The 16,281-nt window shown below is 39.2% G+C and carries 14 protein-coding genes and 1 other annotated feature; of the genes, 2 read left to right on the top strand and 12 right to left on the bottom strand.

The annotated features are described in order from the left end of the window. Together IGJ39_RS03260 and opp3b are read right to left on the bottom strand one after the other, a co-directional pair. On the bottom strand, window positions 1-1,044 hold the full coding sequence (locus IGJ39_RS03260) for an ABC transporter permease (RefSeq protein WP_019722499.1): 1,044 nt from the start codon (window positions 1,042-1,044) through the stop codon (window positions 1-3). Beyond that, a complete protein-coding gene (opp3b, locus tag IGJ39_RS03255; RefSeq protein ID WP_019722500.1) occupies window positions 1,045-1,986 on the bottom strand; it encodes an oligopeptide ABC transporter permease in 942 nt (313 codons plus the stop codon). An 80-nt stretch (window positions 1,987-2,066) separates the two neighbouring features. On the opposite strand from opp3b, the gene IGJ39_RS03250 reads away from it, so the two are divergent. Next, window positions 2,067-2,411 (top strand): DUF3899 domain-containing protein, encoded by a 345-nt coding sequence (locus tag IGJ39_RS03250; protein WP_019722501.1) that lies wholly within the window; start codon window positions 2,067-2,069, stop codon window positions 2,409-2,411. Between the two features lie 92 nt (window positions 2,412-2,503). On the opposite strand, the gene IGJ39_RS03245 is transcribed toward IGJ39_RS03250, so the two are convergent. The 6 genes from IGJ39_RS03245 to IGJ39_RS03220 form a co-directional block, all read right to left on the bottom strand. Then, window positions 2,504-4,171, bottom strand: coding sequence for a peptide ABC transporter substrate-binding protein (locus IGJ39_RS03245; RefSeq protein ID WP_010736156.1), 1,668 nt, complete (start codon window positions 4,169-4,171; stop codon window positions 2,504-2,506). 332 nt (window positions 4,172-4,503) lie between these two features. Then, window positions 4,504-5,046 (bottom strand): aminoglycoside N-acetyltransferase AAC(6')-Ii, encoded by a 543-nt coding sequence (gene aac(6'), locus IGJ39_RS03240; RefSeq protein ID WP_195339055.1) that lies wholly within the window; start codon window positions 5,044-5,046, stop codon window positions 4,504-4,506. Between the two features lie 85 nt (window positions 5,047-5,131). Further along, window positions 5,132-6,205: a 23S rRNA (adenine(2503)-C(2))-methyltransferase RlmN gene (gene rlmN, locus IGJ39_RS03235; RefSeq protein ID WP_010736158.1), complete on the bottom strand. Its 1,074-nt coding sequence runs from the start codon at window positions 6,203-6,205 to the stop codon at window positions 5,132-5,134. Window positions 6,206-6,325: 120 nt separating this feature from the next. Then, on the bottom strand, window positions 6,326-6,739 hold the full coding sequence (locus IGJ39_RS03230; protein ID WP_066025116.1) for a hypothetical protein: 414 nt from the start codon (window positions 6,737-6,739) through the stop codon (window positions 6,326-6,328). 15 nt (window positions 6,740-6,754) lie between these two features. After that, the gene (locus IGJ39_RS03225; protein WP_195274208.1) at window positions 6,755-7,165 is read right to left on the bottom strand and encodes a ribonuclease G; all 411 of its coding nucleotides are present in this window, start codon (window positions 7,163-7,165) and stop codon (window positions 6,755-6,757) included. A 474-nt stretch (window positions 7,166-7,639) separates the two neighbouring features. Then, window positions 7,640-10,078, bottom strand: coding sequence for a DNA translocase FtsK (locus IGJ39_RS03220; protein ID WP_019722506.1), 2,439 nt, complete (start codon window positions 10,076-10,078; stop codon window positions 7,640-7,642). Window positions 10,079-10,503: 425 nt separating this feature from the next. On the opposite strand from IGJ39_RS03220, the gene IGJ39_RS03215 reads away from it, so the two are divergent. Continuing rightward, a complete protein-coding gene (locus tag IGJ39_RS03215) occupies window positions 10,504-12,045 on the top strand; it encodes a metallophosphoesterase (protein ID WP_029593944.1) in 1,542 nt (513 codons plus the stop codon). 134 nt (window positions 12,046-12,179) lie between these two features. Here IGJ39_RS03215 and IGJ39_RS03210 read toward each other — a convergent pair whose 3' ends face one another. The 4 genes from IGJ39_RS03210 to IGJ39_RS03195 form a co-directional block, all read right to left on the bottom strand. Further along, window positions 12,180-13,625, bottom strand: a complete 1,446-nt coding sequence (locus IGJ39_RS03210) for a glycoside hydrolase family 1 protein (RefSeq protein ID WP_066025120.1) — start codon at window positions 13,623-13,625, stop codon at window positions 12,180-12,182. Window positions 13,626-13,830: 205 nt separating this feature from the next. Then, window positions 13,831-14,643 (bottom strand): amino acid ABC transporter substrate-binding protein, encoded by an 813-nt coding sequence (locus tag IGJ39_RS03205; RefSeq protein WP_195339056.1) that lies wholly within the window; start codon window positions 14,641-14,643, stop codon window positions 13,831-13,833. A gap of 18 nt (window positions 14,644-14,661) precedes the next feature. After that, window positions 14,662-15,297 carry an amino acid ABC transporter ATP-binding protein gene (locus tag IGJ39_RS03200; RefSeq protein ID WP_010736165.1) on the bottom strand — a complete coding sequence of 212 codons (636 nt, stop codon included), beginning with the start codon at window positions 15,295-15,297 and terminating at the stop codon, window positions 14,662-14,664. A gap of 20 nt (window positions 15,298-15,317) precedes the next feature. Next, window positions 15,318-15,959 carry an amino acid ABC transporter permease gene (locus IGJ39_RS03195; RefSeq protein ID WP_010736166.1) on the bottom strand — a complete coding sequence of 214 codons (642 nt, stop codon included), beginning with the start codon at window positions 15,957-15,959 and terminating at the stop codon, window positions 15,318-15,320. A gap of 91 nt (window positions 15,960-16,050) precedes the next feature. Continuing rightward, window positions 16,051-16,281, bottom strand: a binding site (T-box leader).

Raw genomic sequence — 16,281 nt, 5'->3', positions numbered from 1 at the left:
TCACTCTTTCATTTTAGGATCAAAGGCATCACGTAAGCCATCTGCTAATAAGTTGAAACCAATCATGATCACCGATAAAGTTGCTGCCGGTATCCATAATAGGTACGGCAAGTATAAGAATGTTTTGTATCCATCACTCAACATCGTTCCCAATGAAGCAGAAGGTGGTGTCAAGCCTAAGCCGATGAAACTTAAGAAAGCTTCGAAGAAAATCGCTGATGGGATACTGAACATCATTTGGATGATGATCACACTCGAAATGTTTGGCAAGATATGCTTAAAGGCGATCTTCCATTTGGATTCACCTAATGTCATTCCTGCTAACACATACTCTTGGTCTTTTAATTTCAAGGTTTGCGCCCTGACGATCCGAGCCATCGGAATCCAGTTCGTGATCGCCATCGCTGCCACGATCGAGAAGATCCCTGGTTCAAAGACGACCAACATCAAAATCATCACGACTAAGTTAGGAATACCAGATAAGACCTCTAAGAAACGTTGCATCGCATTGTCCACACGACCACCTAACAAACCAGAGATCAAACCATAGGCAACACCGATCGTTACATCTAGTAACGCAGCAATGAAGGCAATCAGTAGAGAGATACGTGTTCCCATGAACAAACGACTTAACACATCACGACCTAGACCATCTGTTCCTAAAAAGTAGTTCACATCTGCTGGAACGTTTGCTTGTGCATATTTATCCACTAACTCCCCAGCCACCATTGCTTTTCCGTTTAGTCCGTCGATATTGATACCAGGAATACGTGGTGGTAAGTTGATGTAATCGACATTTTGAGCGGTTGGATCATGGGGTGAAACGAAAATCGTGATGATCGAGATAAAGATGATCACAATCAGTAATCCCATGGAAATAACTGCCGCTTTGTTTTTCTTCAATCGACGCCAAGAATCCTGGATAAAATTCAGTGAAGGAGCTTCGATTTTTTCACGTTCTTCTTCTGTGTTTTTTTGTAATGGTAAAAATTCATCTGCAGGAATTTCTGCAATTGTTTCGTAGCGTTTTGGTATCAGTTCCATCTAGCTTCGACTCCCTTCAGAAACTCGGATTCTCGGATCAACTAGTCCGTACAATAGATCCACGACTAAAATAACTAAGATCAACATAAATGAATACAAGATCGTAACAGCCATGATCGTTGGATAGTCATTTGTTGTGATCGACTTAACGAATTGCTCACCGATCCCCGGAATAGCAAAGATATTTTCAACAACTAATGAACCAGTCATCAAAGCGACTGCTAATGGGCCTAACAAGGTCATCAACGGGATCAAACTATTACGTAGACCATGTTTGAAGGCAATTTCCCAACGACTCAAGCCTTTTGCTCGAGCCAATTCGACATAATCACTATGCAAGACTTCGACCATTTCTGTTCGGATGAATCTGGCAGAGTCGGCTAATGGCGACATGGCTAGTGCAATCGTTGGTAAGATCGTATACATGAACCCATCCCATTTTGCGATCGGCAATACACGAAATTGGATGGCAAAAATGTATTGTAACAATACAGCAAAAACAAAGTTAGGGATAGAACGTCCTAAGATCGCGACTAATGTAGAAGACGTATCGACCCATGTATTTTGTTTCATTGCTGAGATTGTTCCTAGGATCGTTCCAAAGAAAGTTCCGAAAATGATTGCTTGTAGACCAAGCTGTAATGAAGGTCCTACTCGTCCTGCTAATAAGTTAGCAACTGGTTGGTTTTTGAATTGGAAAGAGATACCAAAATCTCCTTGGATCAAATTAGAAAGATAGATCCCATATTGAACGATGACTGGTTTATCCAAACCAACTTGTTTGTTCAACATCTCAATTGTTTCAGGACTTAAACGTTCCTGGTTTGTGTAAGGTGTACCAGGCAATAATTGCATCAAAAAGAATGTGATGGTTGCAATCAACCAAAGTGTGATGACCATAAAGAAGACACGTTTTAATACATATTTTATATAACTATTCACGAATGTTTCCCCCTAGCTTTTGACTTCTGATCAATGTTTCGCTACATTATTTAATGAACCAATGATAAAGGAGCAAAATAATGAAAAAAAAATATCGTCCTTATTTGTTTGCCGGTTTAGTGATCGTCCTCGTGTTACTTAAAAATATTTTGACTGATCAGTTGACCCTTCTTCAATTATCCAATGATTTATTTTTATGTGCGTTGCCGTTTTTGATTATCGGCGGATTTTTATGGGTGTTCTCCTCAGGTTTCTTTGATCACTTTCAACGTTCGTTTCACTTAGCACGAACGAGAAACCGGAAGGAAAAACCAGAATTTACTTCCCTATCTTCGGTCAGCTACGGTATGTATACCTTTTGGCTGATCATCGCTGGAATTTTGCTTGTGTTTTCGATTGTCTTTGCGCTCATCTCACTTGTCTAAATGAACGGCCAAAAGAATAACTAGGATCAGAAAATTGAGAGGTCTGGGATTTGTAATACATCCCAGACACTCTTTTTTCTTTTTAGGACAGATTATTCTTCAATATATGTCCATTTGTAATCCCATGATGCGCCAGCAGCATGATGAACGATACCTTTGACTTTTGGATTAACTAAATGACCTTCAGCTTTTTGATAAACTGGTGCGACACCCATATCTTCAGCGATGATTTTATTCGCTTCTTGTAAGTCAGCCCAACGCGCTTGTTCGTCACCAGCATCTTTAGAAGCAGATGCTTCAACGGCTTTGTCATAGTCTGCATTTGACCATTGACCACGATTGTAAGAATTGCCTGTTACAAATAAGTCAGTAAAGCTACTTGGGTCAGCATAGTCTGCGCCCCAGCCACCTAATACTGTATCGAAATCACCAGATGATGAACGATCCAAACGAACAGAGAATGGTACTGGTGTAGGTTTTACTTTCACACCGTCAAGGTTTTCTTGGATAGAGTTTTGGATATATTCGATTACTTTTTTCGTTGAGTCATCATCTGATGCCATCAATTCAAATTCTAATGAGTCGATCCCTAATTCACTCTTCGCTTTTTCCCAATATTCTTTTGCTTTGTCTTGATCATATGATACTAATTCGCCGGCTTCTGCTGCGAAATCTTCATTTGTTTCAGGATTCTTAGTCATGTCTGCAGGAATCAAGCCTGTTGAAACAACTGAACCATCACCCATGACTTGTTTCACTAATGCTTCACGGTTGATTGAATAAGAAATGGCTTTTCTTAAGTTCACATTTTTGAATGGTGAATCATCTTCTCTTTGATTGAACTCGATATAACTTGTACGTGCTTCTTTAACTGACGTATAAGCTGGATCATTCGCATTTTGTTGTGCTAATTCACCTGATAAGATGACATCATCTGCTTGTCCATCTTTGAATAGATTCAATGCAGTAGAAGATTCTTTTACGACACTGACTTTGATTTCTGATAATTTAACTGCATCTTTATCCCAGTACTCTTCGTTTTTCTTGTATGTCCATTCTGTATCAGTACCTGGTCCATCAAAATCAGCTAAAGTAAATGGTCCGTTGTATACTGCGTTGTCACTTGATGATGCGTACGCATCTCCATGTTCTTCAACCACTGCTTGACTTTGTGGGAAGAATGAAGGGAAAGCAAGTAAGTATTGGAAGTATGGTGTTTGTTTGGCTAATTTGATTTCCAATTCATAATCGCCAACTGCTTTGATGCCTAATTCTGATTTGTCTTTGTCGCCTGCTGTGATTGCTTCAGCATTTTCAACTGGTGCAAAAAGATACGCATATTCTGATGCCGTCGCTGGATCTACCGTACGTTGCCAACCGTAAACATAATCAGCTGCTGTGACAGGCTCCCCATTTGACCATTTTGCGTCTTCACGCAATTTGACTTTATAAGTCAATCCATCTTCACTAACTTCAGCCAATTCACTTGCACCGGCTGGTTGAGGTTTACTATCTTCATCTAAACGATAGATTCCTTCATACACATTATTTAGTGCAGTAAAACTGATTGTATCTGTTGCAACCGATAGGTCGGCTGACGGCATTTCTTGAGGTACTACTAAGTTGAAGACGCCTCCTCCATCTGCTGATCCACTGCTTGAAGAACCACTACCACTTGTATCTGCACTGCTGCCACCATAACAACCAGCAAGTACAAGCCCACATAAGGCCACAACACCAAAAGTTAAATTCTTTTTCATCTTCCGTACCCCTTTATCGAAATTTTCAGAATAATTAGTATTTTCTGAGTTGTTTATGAGTTTAATGAATAATTATTAAAATTGCAACAGTTTTTTTCGCTTTTTCTAAAAAATAATGACTTTTCCATGAACGTTTTATTATTTTTTTCTGAAAAAATGAGATAAATCAAGGATTTTTATCTAATCCTCTTTCGAATAAAATAATCATAAAAAAATGGTCGTTATAAGAACATTTGATATGAATGTTCGGTTTTTGCCAAAAAAAAGAGCCTCCACACTAGGGGAGGCTCGCATGTTTTATTCGATTTTAAAAAATCATTTTGGTGCTTCATTCATTGATTTATTTCTCCAAGTCGTTTTGCCAGAATGATATCTGGTTGATTGATTCCATTTGCATCAGGAAGCGCTCCAACGACTTGATAGCCCATTTTTTCATAAAATGTATAAGGATGCTTGTTGAAAGTTTCGATTGATTTCAGTTTATCCAACGGATGATCAAAAAGATCCGTATGACTAAGACTCGTGTCCCCATCCTTATCATCTGTTCCTAAATAAACCATCACACCACCTTTAGAGGCGATTTCTTTCTCCACATAAGCAACTAAGCGGCTACCGATATACTGCTTTCGATAAGAAGTTTCTACTACTAGAGGGTGAATTTCCCAACCAGTCATTCCATACTGCGGAATCGCACCGATAAAACCAACCAAACGATCTTGTTCCACCGCTGAGACAGCGATTCGATCCGTCGCCAGCAGTTGCTCGACTTCTTTCATTGGTTGTTCACCGTAATCCTTCGGCCAAGTCAATCGCAAAAGGTCAGCTAGCTGATCCTTCAAACCGATATTTCTACGATCAAATTCACTGATGATCATCCTATTCCCCTCCATTCCAATTTCAGCCTATTCTATCAGCCAAACGGGAAAAAGAGAAGGAAAGAAAACTTAACTTTAAGAATATTTATTTTGCTACAGTTTTTTCTTTTTTCATTTGTTTGCTACGCAATTGCCCACAAGCTGCATCAATATCTGTCCCATGCTCTTTGCGAATCACACAATTGATGCCGTTCTTTTTCAACACATCATAAAATTTCAATACATCCGCTTTTGGACTTCTTGAATATTGATCATGTTCACTTACTGGGTTGTAAGGAATCAAATTGACATAAGTTAATTTTTTCTTGTCTTTCAACAGATCAGCAAGTTGTTGCGCATGTTCTGGCCGATCATTTACTTGATTCAGCATGATGTATTCAAATGTGATCCGACGGTTTGTTTTCTCTAAATACTCATCCACTGCTTCCATCAATTTTTCAATTGGGAAACGGCGATTGATACGCATCATGGACGTACGGACTTCATTATTTGGTGCATGTAATGAAATCGCTAAGTTGACTTGTAATCCATTTTCAGCAAACTCTTTGATTTTGTTTGCCAACCCGCTAGTTGACACCGTGATGTGACGAGCGCCGATCGCTAAACCTTTCGCATCATTGATGATATGCAAGAAATCCATCACATTGTCGTAATTATCGAATGGTTCACCGATCCCCATCACTACGACATGGGATACCCGTTCCCCCAGTTGACGTTCATCAAAGTAATGTTGGACCATCATGATCTGAGCCACGATCTCACCCGCAGTTAAGTCTCGGTTTTTCGTTAATAAACCACTGGCACAAAAAGTACAGCCAATATTACATCCGACTTGTGTAGTTACACACACAGATAAGCCATATTCTTGTCTCATCAACACCGTTTCGATCATATTTTTATCTGGCAACTCAAACAAGTATTTGACTGTCCCATCACTTGCCTCTTGCACGATCACTTGTTTCAATGGATTGATCTCAAAATTTTCTGATAGTTTTTCAATCAAACTTTTTGAAAGATTCGTCATTTCTTCAAAGCTTGTGACACGCTTTTGATAGAGCCATTCCCATACTTGTGAGGCACGGAATTTCTTTTCACCATGTTCTAAAAACCAAGCAGTCAATTCTTTATTTGTTAAGCCATAAATGGATTGTTTTTCCACGATTATTCCCTCTTTTTTTCAAAGTATCGCTACATACTATAACTGATTCCCTTTATTAATGCAATAGTTCACAAAAGAAACTAAATAATCGTTAAAAACTTGTACTAAATCTTATTTAGGTCATGCATGGGTATCATGCCACTCATCGTATTCTTCTACTGATTTTTCTGGATCTAAAATCATCCATTTAATAAAGATAAGCCCTAAAATCAACAAGGTTGCTGGAATGATCAAGAAAAAACTGAATAGCAGTGGGGAACCATAACCAATAGCAGAAATGATCAACCCGACTGTTTTTTTAGAATCTACTGCTTTTGAAAGCAATAAATATAAGGTTAAAGTGAAGCCGATCACGCAAATCATACTTAGGATCGACCAAAAAATAATTCCATAAAAATTCCCCCATAGACGTGTCACATAGACGAGAGGAACCAGACCTGACTGCTCTGCTACTCGGTTAAAGAAACCAAAAAGATAAATCACTGTTTGAACGATATTCAATATAAAAATAGTTTTGATCATTTTTTGATGCATCTTATTTTCTCCTTTCTAGTAGTAATAACCATCATAAATGTAAGGATCATAGTTATACGAATCCCGGATAAAAGAATCACGAATATACCATAAGCTAGAAAGAATGAATACGACGAAAACAAGATATAAAAGGATGATCGCAATTTGAATAATAAACATCGCTATGCCAGCTCGACTCCAAGTTTTTTGGACTTGTTTGAATGTTTCAATATCCGTATAGTTTCCATCTCTCCATGCCCATTCATTGCCTTTGAATCCGCAAATAAACACCCAAACAAGATTGAATAGTGGAATCAGACACAGTAATGGAAGATACGTTTTGTTCCCAATTCCCCAGATGATGTTAAGAGAGAAGGCGCCCCAATTCCATTTTTTGATTTCTTCCGGTACTTCCTGATTGCCTCTTTGAAACTCAGAATTTGCCAAGCCGACTTGGGGTTCATCACGCGTTGCTTTTTTTGGGTGACTCGTTGGTTGTATCGGTTCTTCGATCGGTTTTTCGATTGGTTCTTCGGTTGCATCTACATCGGCATCGGCATCGGCATCCAGTTCTTTGACTGGTTCTTCGATTGGTTCTTTGGCTCGTACTTTAGGTTGTTCGTTGACTGGTTTTCCAGTCGCTTCATCCCTTGTTTCTGTTAATTGTTCATTCGTGATTTTTTCGGAAACTTCATTCGTTACTTGATCAATCTTTTTCGTTGTCTCATCGTTCATTCAGTGAATCTCCTTTCATCTAAAAAAACTATTGTGACTTTAAGCTTATCATTTTTTTAACATGAATGATTTTATAATAGTCGTTTTGTTACTACCTGTTTTTTTTCACAAAAAATATTTTTATGGACTAAACGCAAAATAAAAGCAAAAAATCAATTCGATAAGAAAAGATTTCTTGCTTTCATTTTATATATCCTGATTTTCAGATAATGGTTGCTCCATTGACTCTTCCATTTGTTCAATAAAAACTTTTCGAGGCTTACTGCCTTCTGAAGGGCCTACGACGCCGTGAGCCTCTAATTCATCGACTAAACGAGCTGCCCGATTGTAGCCGATTCTAAAACGACGTTGCAACAGAGAAATACTAGCGGTTTGCATTTCGATAACTAATGCTTTTGCCTCTTCAAATAGTTCATCTTGAGGTTGTTCAGCTGAACCAGCTGATTCAACTTCATCCGTTGGCATCATTTTTTCTTCGTAATTGGCTTCTTGTTGATCGGTGACAAAGTTAACCACACGTTCCACTTCATGGTCTGAAATGAAGGCGCCTTGAACACGGATCGGTTTGTTCTCACCCATTGGTAAGAAGAGCATGTCCCCTCGTCCTAAGAGCTTTTCCGCCCCATTAGAATCAATGATCGTTCGTGAGTCTGTTCCGCTGGAAACAGCAAACGCCATTCGTGAAGGCACATTGGCTTTGATGATCCCGGTGATAACATCCACACTTGGGCGTTGTGTCGCTAAGATCATATGGATACCTGCGGCACGAGCCATTTGCGCTAAACGGATGATCGCATCTTCGACTTCGTTGCTTGCAACCATCATCAGATCCGCTAATTCATCAACAATGACAACGATAAATGGTAAGGTCGGATGTTTGGTTCCATTTTCTAGATTTTTTTGTTGGACAAATTCATTGTACCCAGAGATATTTCTCACACCAGTTGCAGCAAACTTCTCATAACGTTCTTCCATTTCCTGAACGACTTTTTGCAATGCTTGTGCTGCTTTTCTAGGATTGGTCACAACTGGCGTCAACAAATGCGGGATACCATTATACATATTCAACTCAACCATTTTCGGGTCGATCATCATCAGTTTGACTTCATGAGGTTTTGCTCGCATCAAGATACTTGTGATGATGCCGTTGATTGCTACTGACTTCCCACTACCAGTCGATCCGGCAACGAGCAAGTGAGGCATTTTCGATAAATCGGCCGTTTGGACACGCCCCGAAACATCTCGTCCTAGAGGTACTTCCAATAGCTTGTCTGGATGATCCGGTTGAGCTTCGATGATCTCTCTAAACGAAACCATACTGATCTTGCTATTCGGCACTTCGATCCCAATCAGTGATTTCCCAGGGATCGGTGCTTCCATACGAACATCTTTTGCGGCTAAAGCTAAGGCAATATCATCAGTCAAACTAACGATTTTACTTACTTTTACTCCGACAGCTGGTTGGATCTCAAACTTCGTCACAGATGGGCCTAAACTTGCTTTGACGACTTTCGCATCGACACCAAAACTTTGGAAAGTTTGTTCTAACACGCCAATGTTCTTTTCAATTTTCTTGTACTCATCACTTTGATCCACGGTTTGCGCTGAGTCTAATAAATCGATTGAAGGTAGCTCGTATGCTTGATTTTCTTCTTCTGCTTCGATCTCAAATTCTAATGCAGTGCCATCATCTTCAAATAACTCATCTTCGGAAGACTCATGTACATGGCTCATCTCATCCTGTTTAGGACGTTCCATAACAGGAGGTTGGACATTTCCTTGGAAACTGTCAATCGGCACAAAACTTAATTGTTCAGGTTCACTTTCTTCATAAATAGGAGAAGTTTCCTTTTGGACCTGATTCTTTTGACGAGTGGCTCGCTTTTGTTCCATTTCCGCAGCTTCAGCTTCGGCTGCTTCTTTCGCAGCAAGACGTTTTGCTTCCTTCGCTTCTGCTCGTTGCTTTTGCCGCTCTTCTTTCGCAGCTTGTTTACGTGCCTGTTTTTCTGGATCGCCTTCTAACAGTTCTTGGAATCTATCTCCCATGACTTGTAAGGCATTCAATAATTGGTGACCCTCAACATTGCTGAATAATACTGCTCCGCCAAGAATCAATAAAACAGCTACGAAATAACTTCCCGGTTGAGCAATCAAAAAGAATGTCAGATTATAAATAAATGCACCTAACATACCGCCACCGACATTCGTGGTGATTTGGCTTTGACGAATATCTGCCGATAGTAGATCCCAAGTCGTTCCAATGATATTGGGTTCTCCGCTGTTCAATTTTCCAAAAAGATTGGCATGTAAAAAGAGTAAGATACCTAAATAAAACAGACCGACTCCCAGCCAACGACGACTCTTACCCATCGTGAATTCTCTATTTTTGACCATGATCCAAAATCCTAAAACTGCTAATAATACACAGAGGATCTGATACGTATTTCCAGCGACTATGCGAAAGCCATTCGCCACTAAAATGCCTAAAAAGCCTAATTTCAAAAAGCCAAAGACGGCAAATAGTATAAAAGCAAAGCCAACACCGATCGCAATCATTTGCTCCTGCTGCTGTTTTTGTTTTTTAGTTTTTCTCTTCTTCTTAGCAGGACGTTTTTTCTTTGCCATGATATATCCCTCTTTTCATCAAGTTCCATTATACAAAAAAAAGCAAGCGAACAAAAGTTTTGTTTGCCCGATTGCTGATTTTCTTTTTATCTGATTCTTCAAAACTCTTCCTACGATCCTCGCCACCCCTTTTGCCTCCATGGTCTTCGCTCTTTCGTTGAGGTGAGGATAGAAATTCTTTTATGTCTTTGTAAGAAGAATTATTTGTTGCAACACCACACACTATGAACAGTACCTATTATAGGAAGATATACTTTTTTATAAACAATCAACTTTAAAGGAGGTTACGACAATATAGGAAATCACACCACTTTTTGTTTTGTCATAGCACTCACAAGAATCAAAAAAGCCTTCGAGTGTAGAATTTCAAAATAAAAGTGAAACAAACTTTAAAAAATAAATTAATTTAAGAGAATGGAGTAGAAATGAAATTTGAAAAGCGTACTAAAATATTAATAAATAAAATGATCAAAAGCATTACTTTGAGTGCGAGTATTCTAGTAGGTACAATTATGGTTGGCACTACGGCATTCGCAGACATCGACTATGCGTTTGTAGTTACCTCTGATCCTCAATTTCCATGGACAGCAAAAACAGACGATGGTATTTATCAATCAGATAGCGATCTCAGAGCGGAGTCCGCTGCGTTAATTTTAAATCAGTATGACAGTATCAATGATTATTCAACAAGCATCGGCAATAAAGTAATACATACCTATGTCAATGGGGATGTCACTGCTTACGGTCAAGGCTCTCAGTGGAGTCGCATGGATCAATTATTCAGTAGACTAAAAATGCCTTATTCTTATGGCCTAGGAAACCATGATATTGAAAATAATTTCGAGGATACTTTCCTCAACCAAGCTTGGCGGATAACCTTTAACAGGATGCATACCTATAGACCTCATAATTGGATTTCAAAAGATACTTGGAAAGAAGATTACTTTTTCGAATCTAAGCATGTTGGTAGCCTAAACTATTCACAAAAAATCGGGGATTTTAGAATGATCACAGCCAACAATTATCCCACGATGCATCTTTCTTGCTCTGATGGGACTGGTCCTACCTATTGGTTAACACCTGGAATGGACTATATCGAGAGACAGTTAGAAGAAGCAAGAAGTGCAAACCAACCGGCTATTCTTTATATACATAAACCAAATGATTGGAAATTGGGAAGTGATCCCCAAGGAAGATTCAAGGCAATGGTAGAAAAATATTATGATAATGGAACGTTGCGAGCCGTTTTTGCAGGGCATTATCACAAAACAATCGGTAAGGTTTCTTACCCACAGTATTTTGGCAAAGTCCCAGTTTATTCTTCTGGCAGTGCTTCTCAAAAAACTTACTTAACTGCAGAAGTCGATCATTCAAAAAATGAGATGAAAATCTATCGAGTGATTGGCAATGTTTGGGAAAAGAAACAACTCATTGATACAATTGCTATAAATTCGAAAGGACTCACTGCTGTGAATGATGACAGAGACTACCAACAGCAAAAAGAATTGGCTAATAGGGTAGGTAATTCTTATCACATCATTAATTCTCTTAATAATAGTAGAGCGCTAGATGATTCAGCAAGTAGTGATGATGTCATCTATTTTAATGAACATAGGAATACGAACCAACAATGGAGATTTGTATTCTATGAAGCTAACAATTCCTTTGTCATCCATAATCGAGCAAATAATTTTTCAATGTATGAATCAGATAGTAAATGGAATGGCTTCTCTATTGTACGCACTGGGGTTTTAAATGCTTCAGATAAACGGGCACAATGGCGAGTAGTAAGCGCAGGAAATGCCTATGGAACCATTCCTTTGTACAAGTTCAGAAACGTTCGAAGTGGAAAACTACTTACACTAAATTCGTATAGTGGGAAATTGACGGATGCCGCAATCGGCGCAGCATTATTGACTGCACCTGATTTTGGTGTAACGGTGCTTCAACAATTTATGTTAGACTAGTGATCAACAGAAATTCTAGGTGATGTAAAAGCTAAAAGACAAACAAAAAAAGGAACAAAAGATGAGCAGAACCTCCTCTTTTGTTCCTTTTTTTACTGTGCCATCCACTTTAGTACGTATTATTCGTGCAATATTTATTGGTTCCCAATATTCGCGCCATTCTCACGAATTACTTGTTGGTACCAGTAATAGCTATCTTTTTTGTAGCGATCAAGTGATCCTTCTTGTGTTTCATCCTGATCTACATAAACGAAGCCATAGCGTTTTTGGTAGCCATTTAACCAGCTCAGCAAGTCTGTGTACGACCATGTGCAATAGCCCAAGACTTCTGCACCATCTGAAATAGCTTCTTTGATGGCTTTGACATGACTTTCCAAGTAGTTGATACGGTAGTCATCATGGATTTTTTTATCTTCTGTCAATTTGTCATATTCACCTAAACCGTTTTCCGTGATCAACACAGGGATACGGTAGCGACTCGTGATTCGTCGCAAAGCAATACGTAAACCTTCTGGATCGATTTCCCAATCCCAATTTGTACGTTCGACAAATGGATTTTCTACTTTTTTGTACATGCCAGGCACGCCTGTTTCTTCTGATGAGCCTTTTTTACCTGTAGTATTCATCTTACCAGCGCCGACACCATCTAATGGATTAAAGGCATTCGTTGCTGTTTGGTAGTAGTTGATGCCTAAAAAGTCAGGTTTCGCAGATGCTAATAGCTCCTCATCGCCTTCTTCAATCGTTGGCGCCCACCCTTGTTCTTCCAAGAATTTCATCGCAGCGATTGGATACTTGCCCCACATATAAACATCCATCCAATAATGTGCCATCAAATCTTCCGCATTTTCAGCAGCCAAAATATTCTTTGGATCACTGTCGATCGGATAGTTTGGCGTATACGCAAAACTTGGTCCGATTTTCCCAGGCATATCCATTTCATGGAACGCATTGATCACTGCTGCATTAGCTAAGTTGGCAATGTGGTTCACTTGGTACATTCGTTTTGGATCAGTCACTCCTGGAGGATGTACCGCTAATAAATAACCGAGTGAAGTAAAAATATTTTGTTCGTTCAAACTAACCCAATAGTGGACTTTGCCACGAAATGCTTCGAATAATGTTTTTGCATAGTTCGTAAAATCTTCGATGATCTGACGAGATTCCCATCCTTGGTATTCATCTTGCAATGCTTGTGGCAGATCCCAATGATACAAAGTCAACATTGGTTCAATGTCGTGTTTGATCAATTCATCAATCAAATCCATATAGAAAGCTAAGCCTTCTTGATTGATCTCGCCGCGGCCATTTGGAAAAATACGTGTCCAAGCTACAGAGAAGCGATACGTTTTCAAACCTTGTTCTTTCATCAAGGCAATGTCTTCTTTATAACGATGGTAATGATCAACAGCTAAGTCGCCATTTGTTCCTTTAAATGTCTTACCTGGAATACGAACAAAGCGATCCCAAACGGACTCACCTTTTCCGCCTTCTTGCCATGCGCCTTCTACTTGATAGGCAGCTGAAGCAGATCCCCAAAGAAAATCATCAGGAAATGCCGTTAATTTTTGGTGTTCCATGAACATCTTCCTTTCCTAGTTCAATCTTTACCTCTTTAGAATAACACGAAACCCTTTTCATTACCAAGTAGATTTTTGACATTTCTAAATAAAAGTCTAGTCATTTAAAAAATAAGTCCAAAACAAACAAAAAAAGCGGAGCAGCAGATGCTGTTCCACTATTTTGACTTCCCCTATGATTCGATCCTTCATGTCATCCTGTTACCTATTCTGGTGTGACATCTTCACCAAACCACTTCTCTGAGATCTTTTTAAATTTTCCGTTTTCAACCAATTCGGCTATGCCATCATTGACTTTTCCCACAAGTATTTCGTCATTTTTTCGCGCACCGACAGCAAAATCTTCTCCATCAAAGTCCCCTTTGATCACATTGAAATTGTCTAATTCGTCTCGTATGTTCAAAAAATACTCGGCATAGACTTTGTCGATCAACACACCATCTGTACGGCCACTTTTCAAATCGATCAATGCTTCATTGAAGCTTGCGTACAAAACTGCCTCTTGATTTTTCACATAGTCTTTGAGTATTTCTGGATGTCTGACAAACATATCATAACCAGAAGAACCGTTTTGTGCCCCTAAGATTTTGTCTTGCATTTGTTCAAAGCTTGTAATACCAGAAGTTTTTGGTGTGATCAACACTTGATCATTTTTCATATATGGTTTTGTAAACAAGACTTTTTCTTCACGTTCTGGCGTTTTTGAATACCCGTTCCAGATCAAATCAATTGTTCCGTTGTTTAATTCGAACTCCTTCATTGACCAGTCAATTGGTTGGAACTCAACAGTAATGCCATATTCATCAAAGACAGCTTTCGCTAACTCAATATCAAATCCTGTCAGTTTACCATCTTTATCACGAAAACCCATTGGTACAAAGCTGTCGTCTAGTCCTACGATAATCTTTTTTTCTTCATTGATTCTTGACCAGCTTTCTGTCGCTGTCCGCTCATTCGTGCAGCCAGTTAAAAAGAAAAAACCAATCAAAGCTAAAATCAAAAAGCTGAATTTTTTCATTTTCTCCCCACCGCTTTCCTACTTACTTGGCATAACTTTGATCAATTGATCCCCAACGTTTTCAGCAAAGACTAAATCGTGGGTCACGATGATTTGTGTCACGCCTTCTTCTTTTAATGAAAGAATCAACTTCTCTACTTGTTGGCGTAACTCTGGATCTAATGCACTCGTCGGTTCATCATACGCTAATACTCGCGGGTTCATCGCTAACGCACGAGCAATGGCCACACGTTGTTTTTGTCCTCCAGATAATTGATAAGGATAATTTCCTAATAAATCACGAATCCCTAATGAGTCCGCTAATTCCTCCGCCTTTTTCGTGTATTCTTCTTTACTTTGTTTCAACACCATTTTAGGTGCCAAAGTAATATTGTCAAAAATACTCAAGTGTGGAAAAAGCTGGAAATCTTGAAACACGACGCCTACCACTTGTTCTTCTGTTTTCAATTCAAAAGGGTCAAATTTCGTGCCATCCAGGTAAAACTCACCACTGTCAGCTTTTTCTAAACCGGCTAAAATCCGTAACATCGTTGTTTTACCGCCTCCTGACGGTCCGCCGATCGCTAATGTTTGTCCTTCCGGTATTACTAAATCAAAATCTTTGATCACTTGTTTGTCACCAAATGATTTACTAATCTTTTTTAATTCAATCATCGCTGTTCCCTCCTCGTTTCTTAGCGGTAATAATTTAATTTTTCTTCAATTTGCTTCAACACGATCGTCAGCACTCCTGTTAGTGCGAGATAGATCAGTGCCACGCCAAGCAATGGAAGTAAACTTGCATCTCTCTCCATCGCGATCTTACCCGCTCGCATCACATCACCTAAACCTAAGATGTAGATCAACGAAGAATCTTTTACTAGATTGATGACTTCATTGCCGACAGAAGGTAACACGATTTTTGTTACTTGCGGAATAATGATTCTTGTCACTGTTTGGAAAGGACTCAACTGTAAGACTTGAGCTGCTTCATACTGCCCTTTAGGGATCGACTGGATACCACCACGGAAAATCTCAGCAAAATAGGCAGCATAATTTAAAACGAATGCGATCAAAGCAGCTTCGAAACGATCAAACACGATCCCGATCGTTGGCAAACCGTAAAACACGAAGATCAATTGTAATAATAGCGGTGTTCCTCGCATGATCCAGACATACGTTTGTAGGAAATAACGGATCGGTTTAAAATGCAACGACAACCCTAAGGCTAAAATAATTCCTAATGGCAAAGAACCAATCAAGGTAAAGGCAAATAATTTCAAGGTTGTCAGCGCCCCTACTAACAACTGTGGCATCACTTCTAATAAATCATTCATTTTCTTTTCCTCCTCTTTTCTTTAAAGGGGTACATTGTTAGCTGTCCCTTCCAACCACATGAAAAACAAAAAAAGTCCTTTGATCCGAAGATCAAAGGACGCAAAATACGTGGTTCCACCTTTTTTTATTAGTTTCTCGCAAAACTAACCTTATCTGGTCGTCTAACAACGACCGCAGCTATAACGGGCTTCCCGGATTTTCTTACTGGCTGTTCAGAAAATCGACTCCAAGATGTGTTTCACAATCAGTTATTGCCTCTTCTCACCAACCAGAGACTCTCTTCAAACACTTAATTGCTACTCTTCTTTTCGATGTCTTTTA

Origin of the sequence: Enterococcus sp. AZ140, assembly GCF_051714405.1 — a bacterium.
Lineage (GTDB): Bacteria > Bacillota > Bacilli > Lactobacillales > Enterococcaceae > Enterococcus_B > Enterococcus_B pernyi.
Note: the sequence above shows the minus strand (reverse complement) of the source record. Positions and strands in the feature narration are given on the sequence as shown.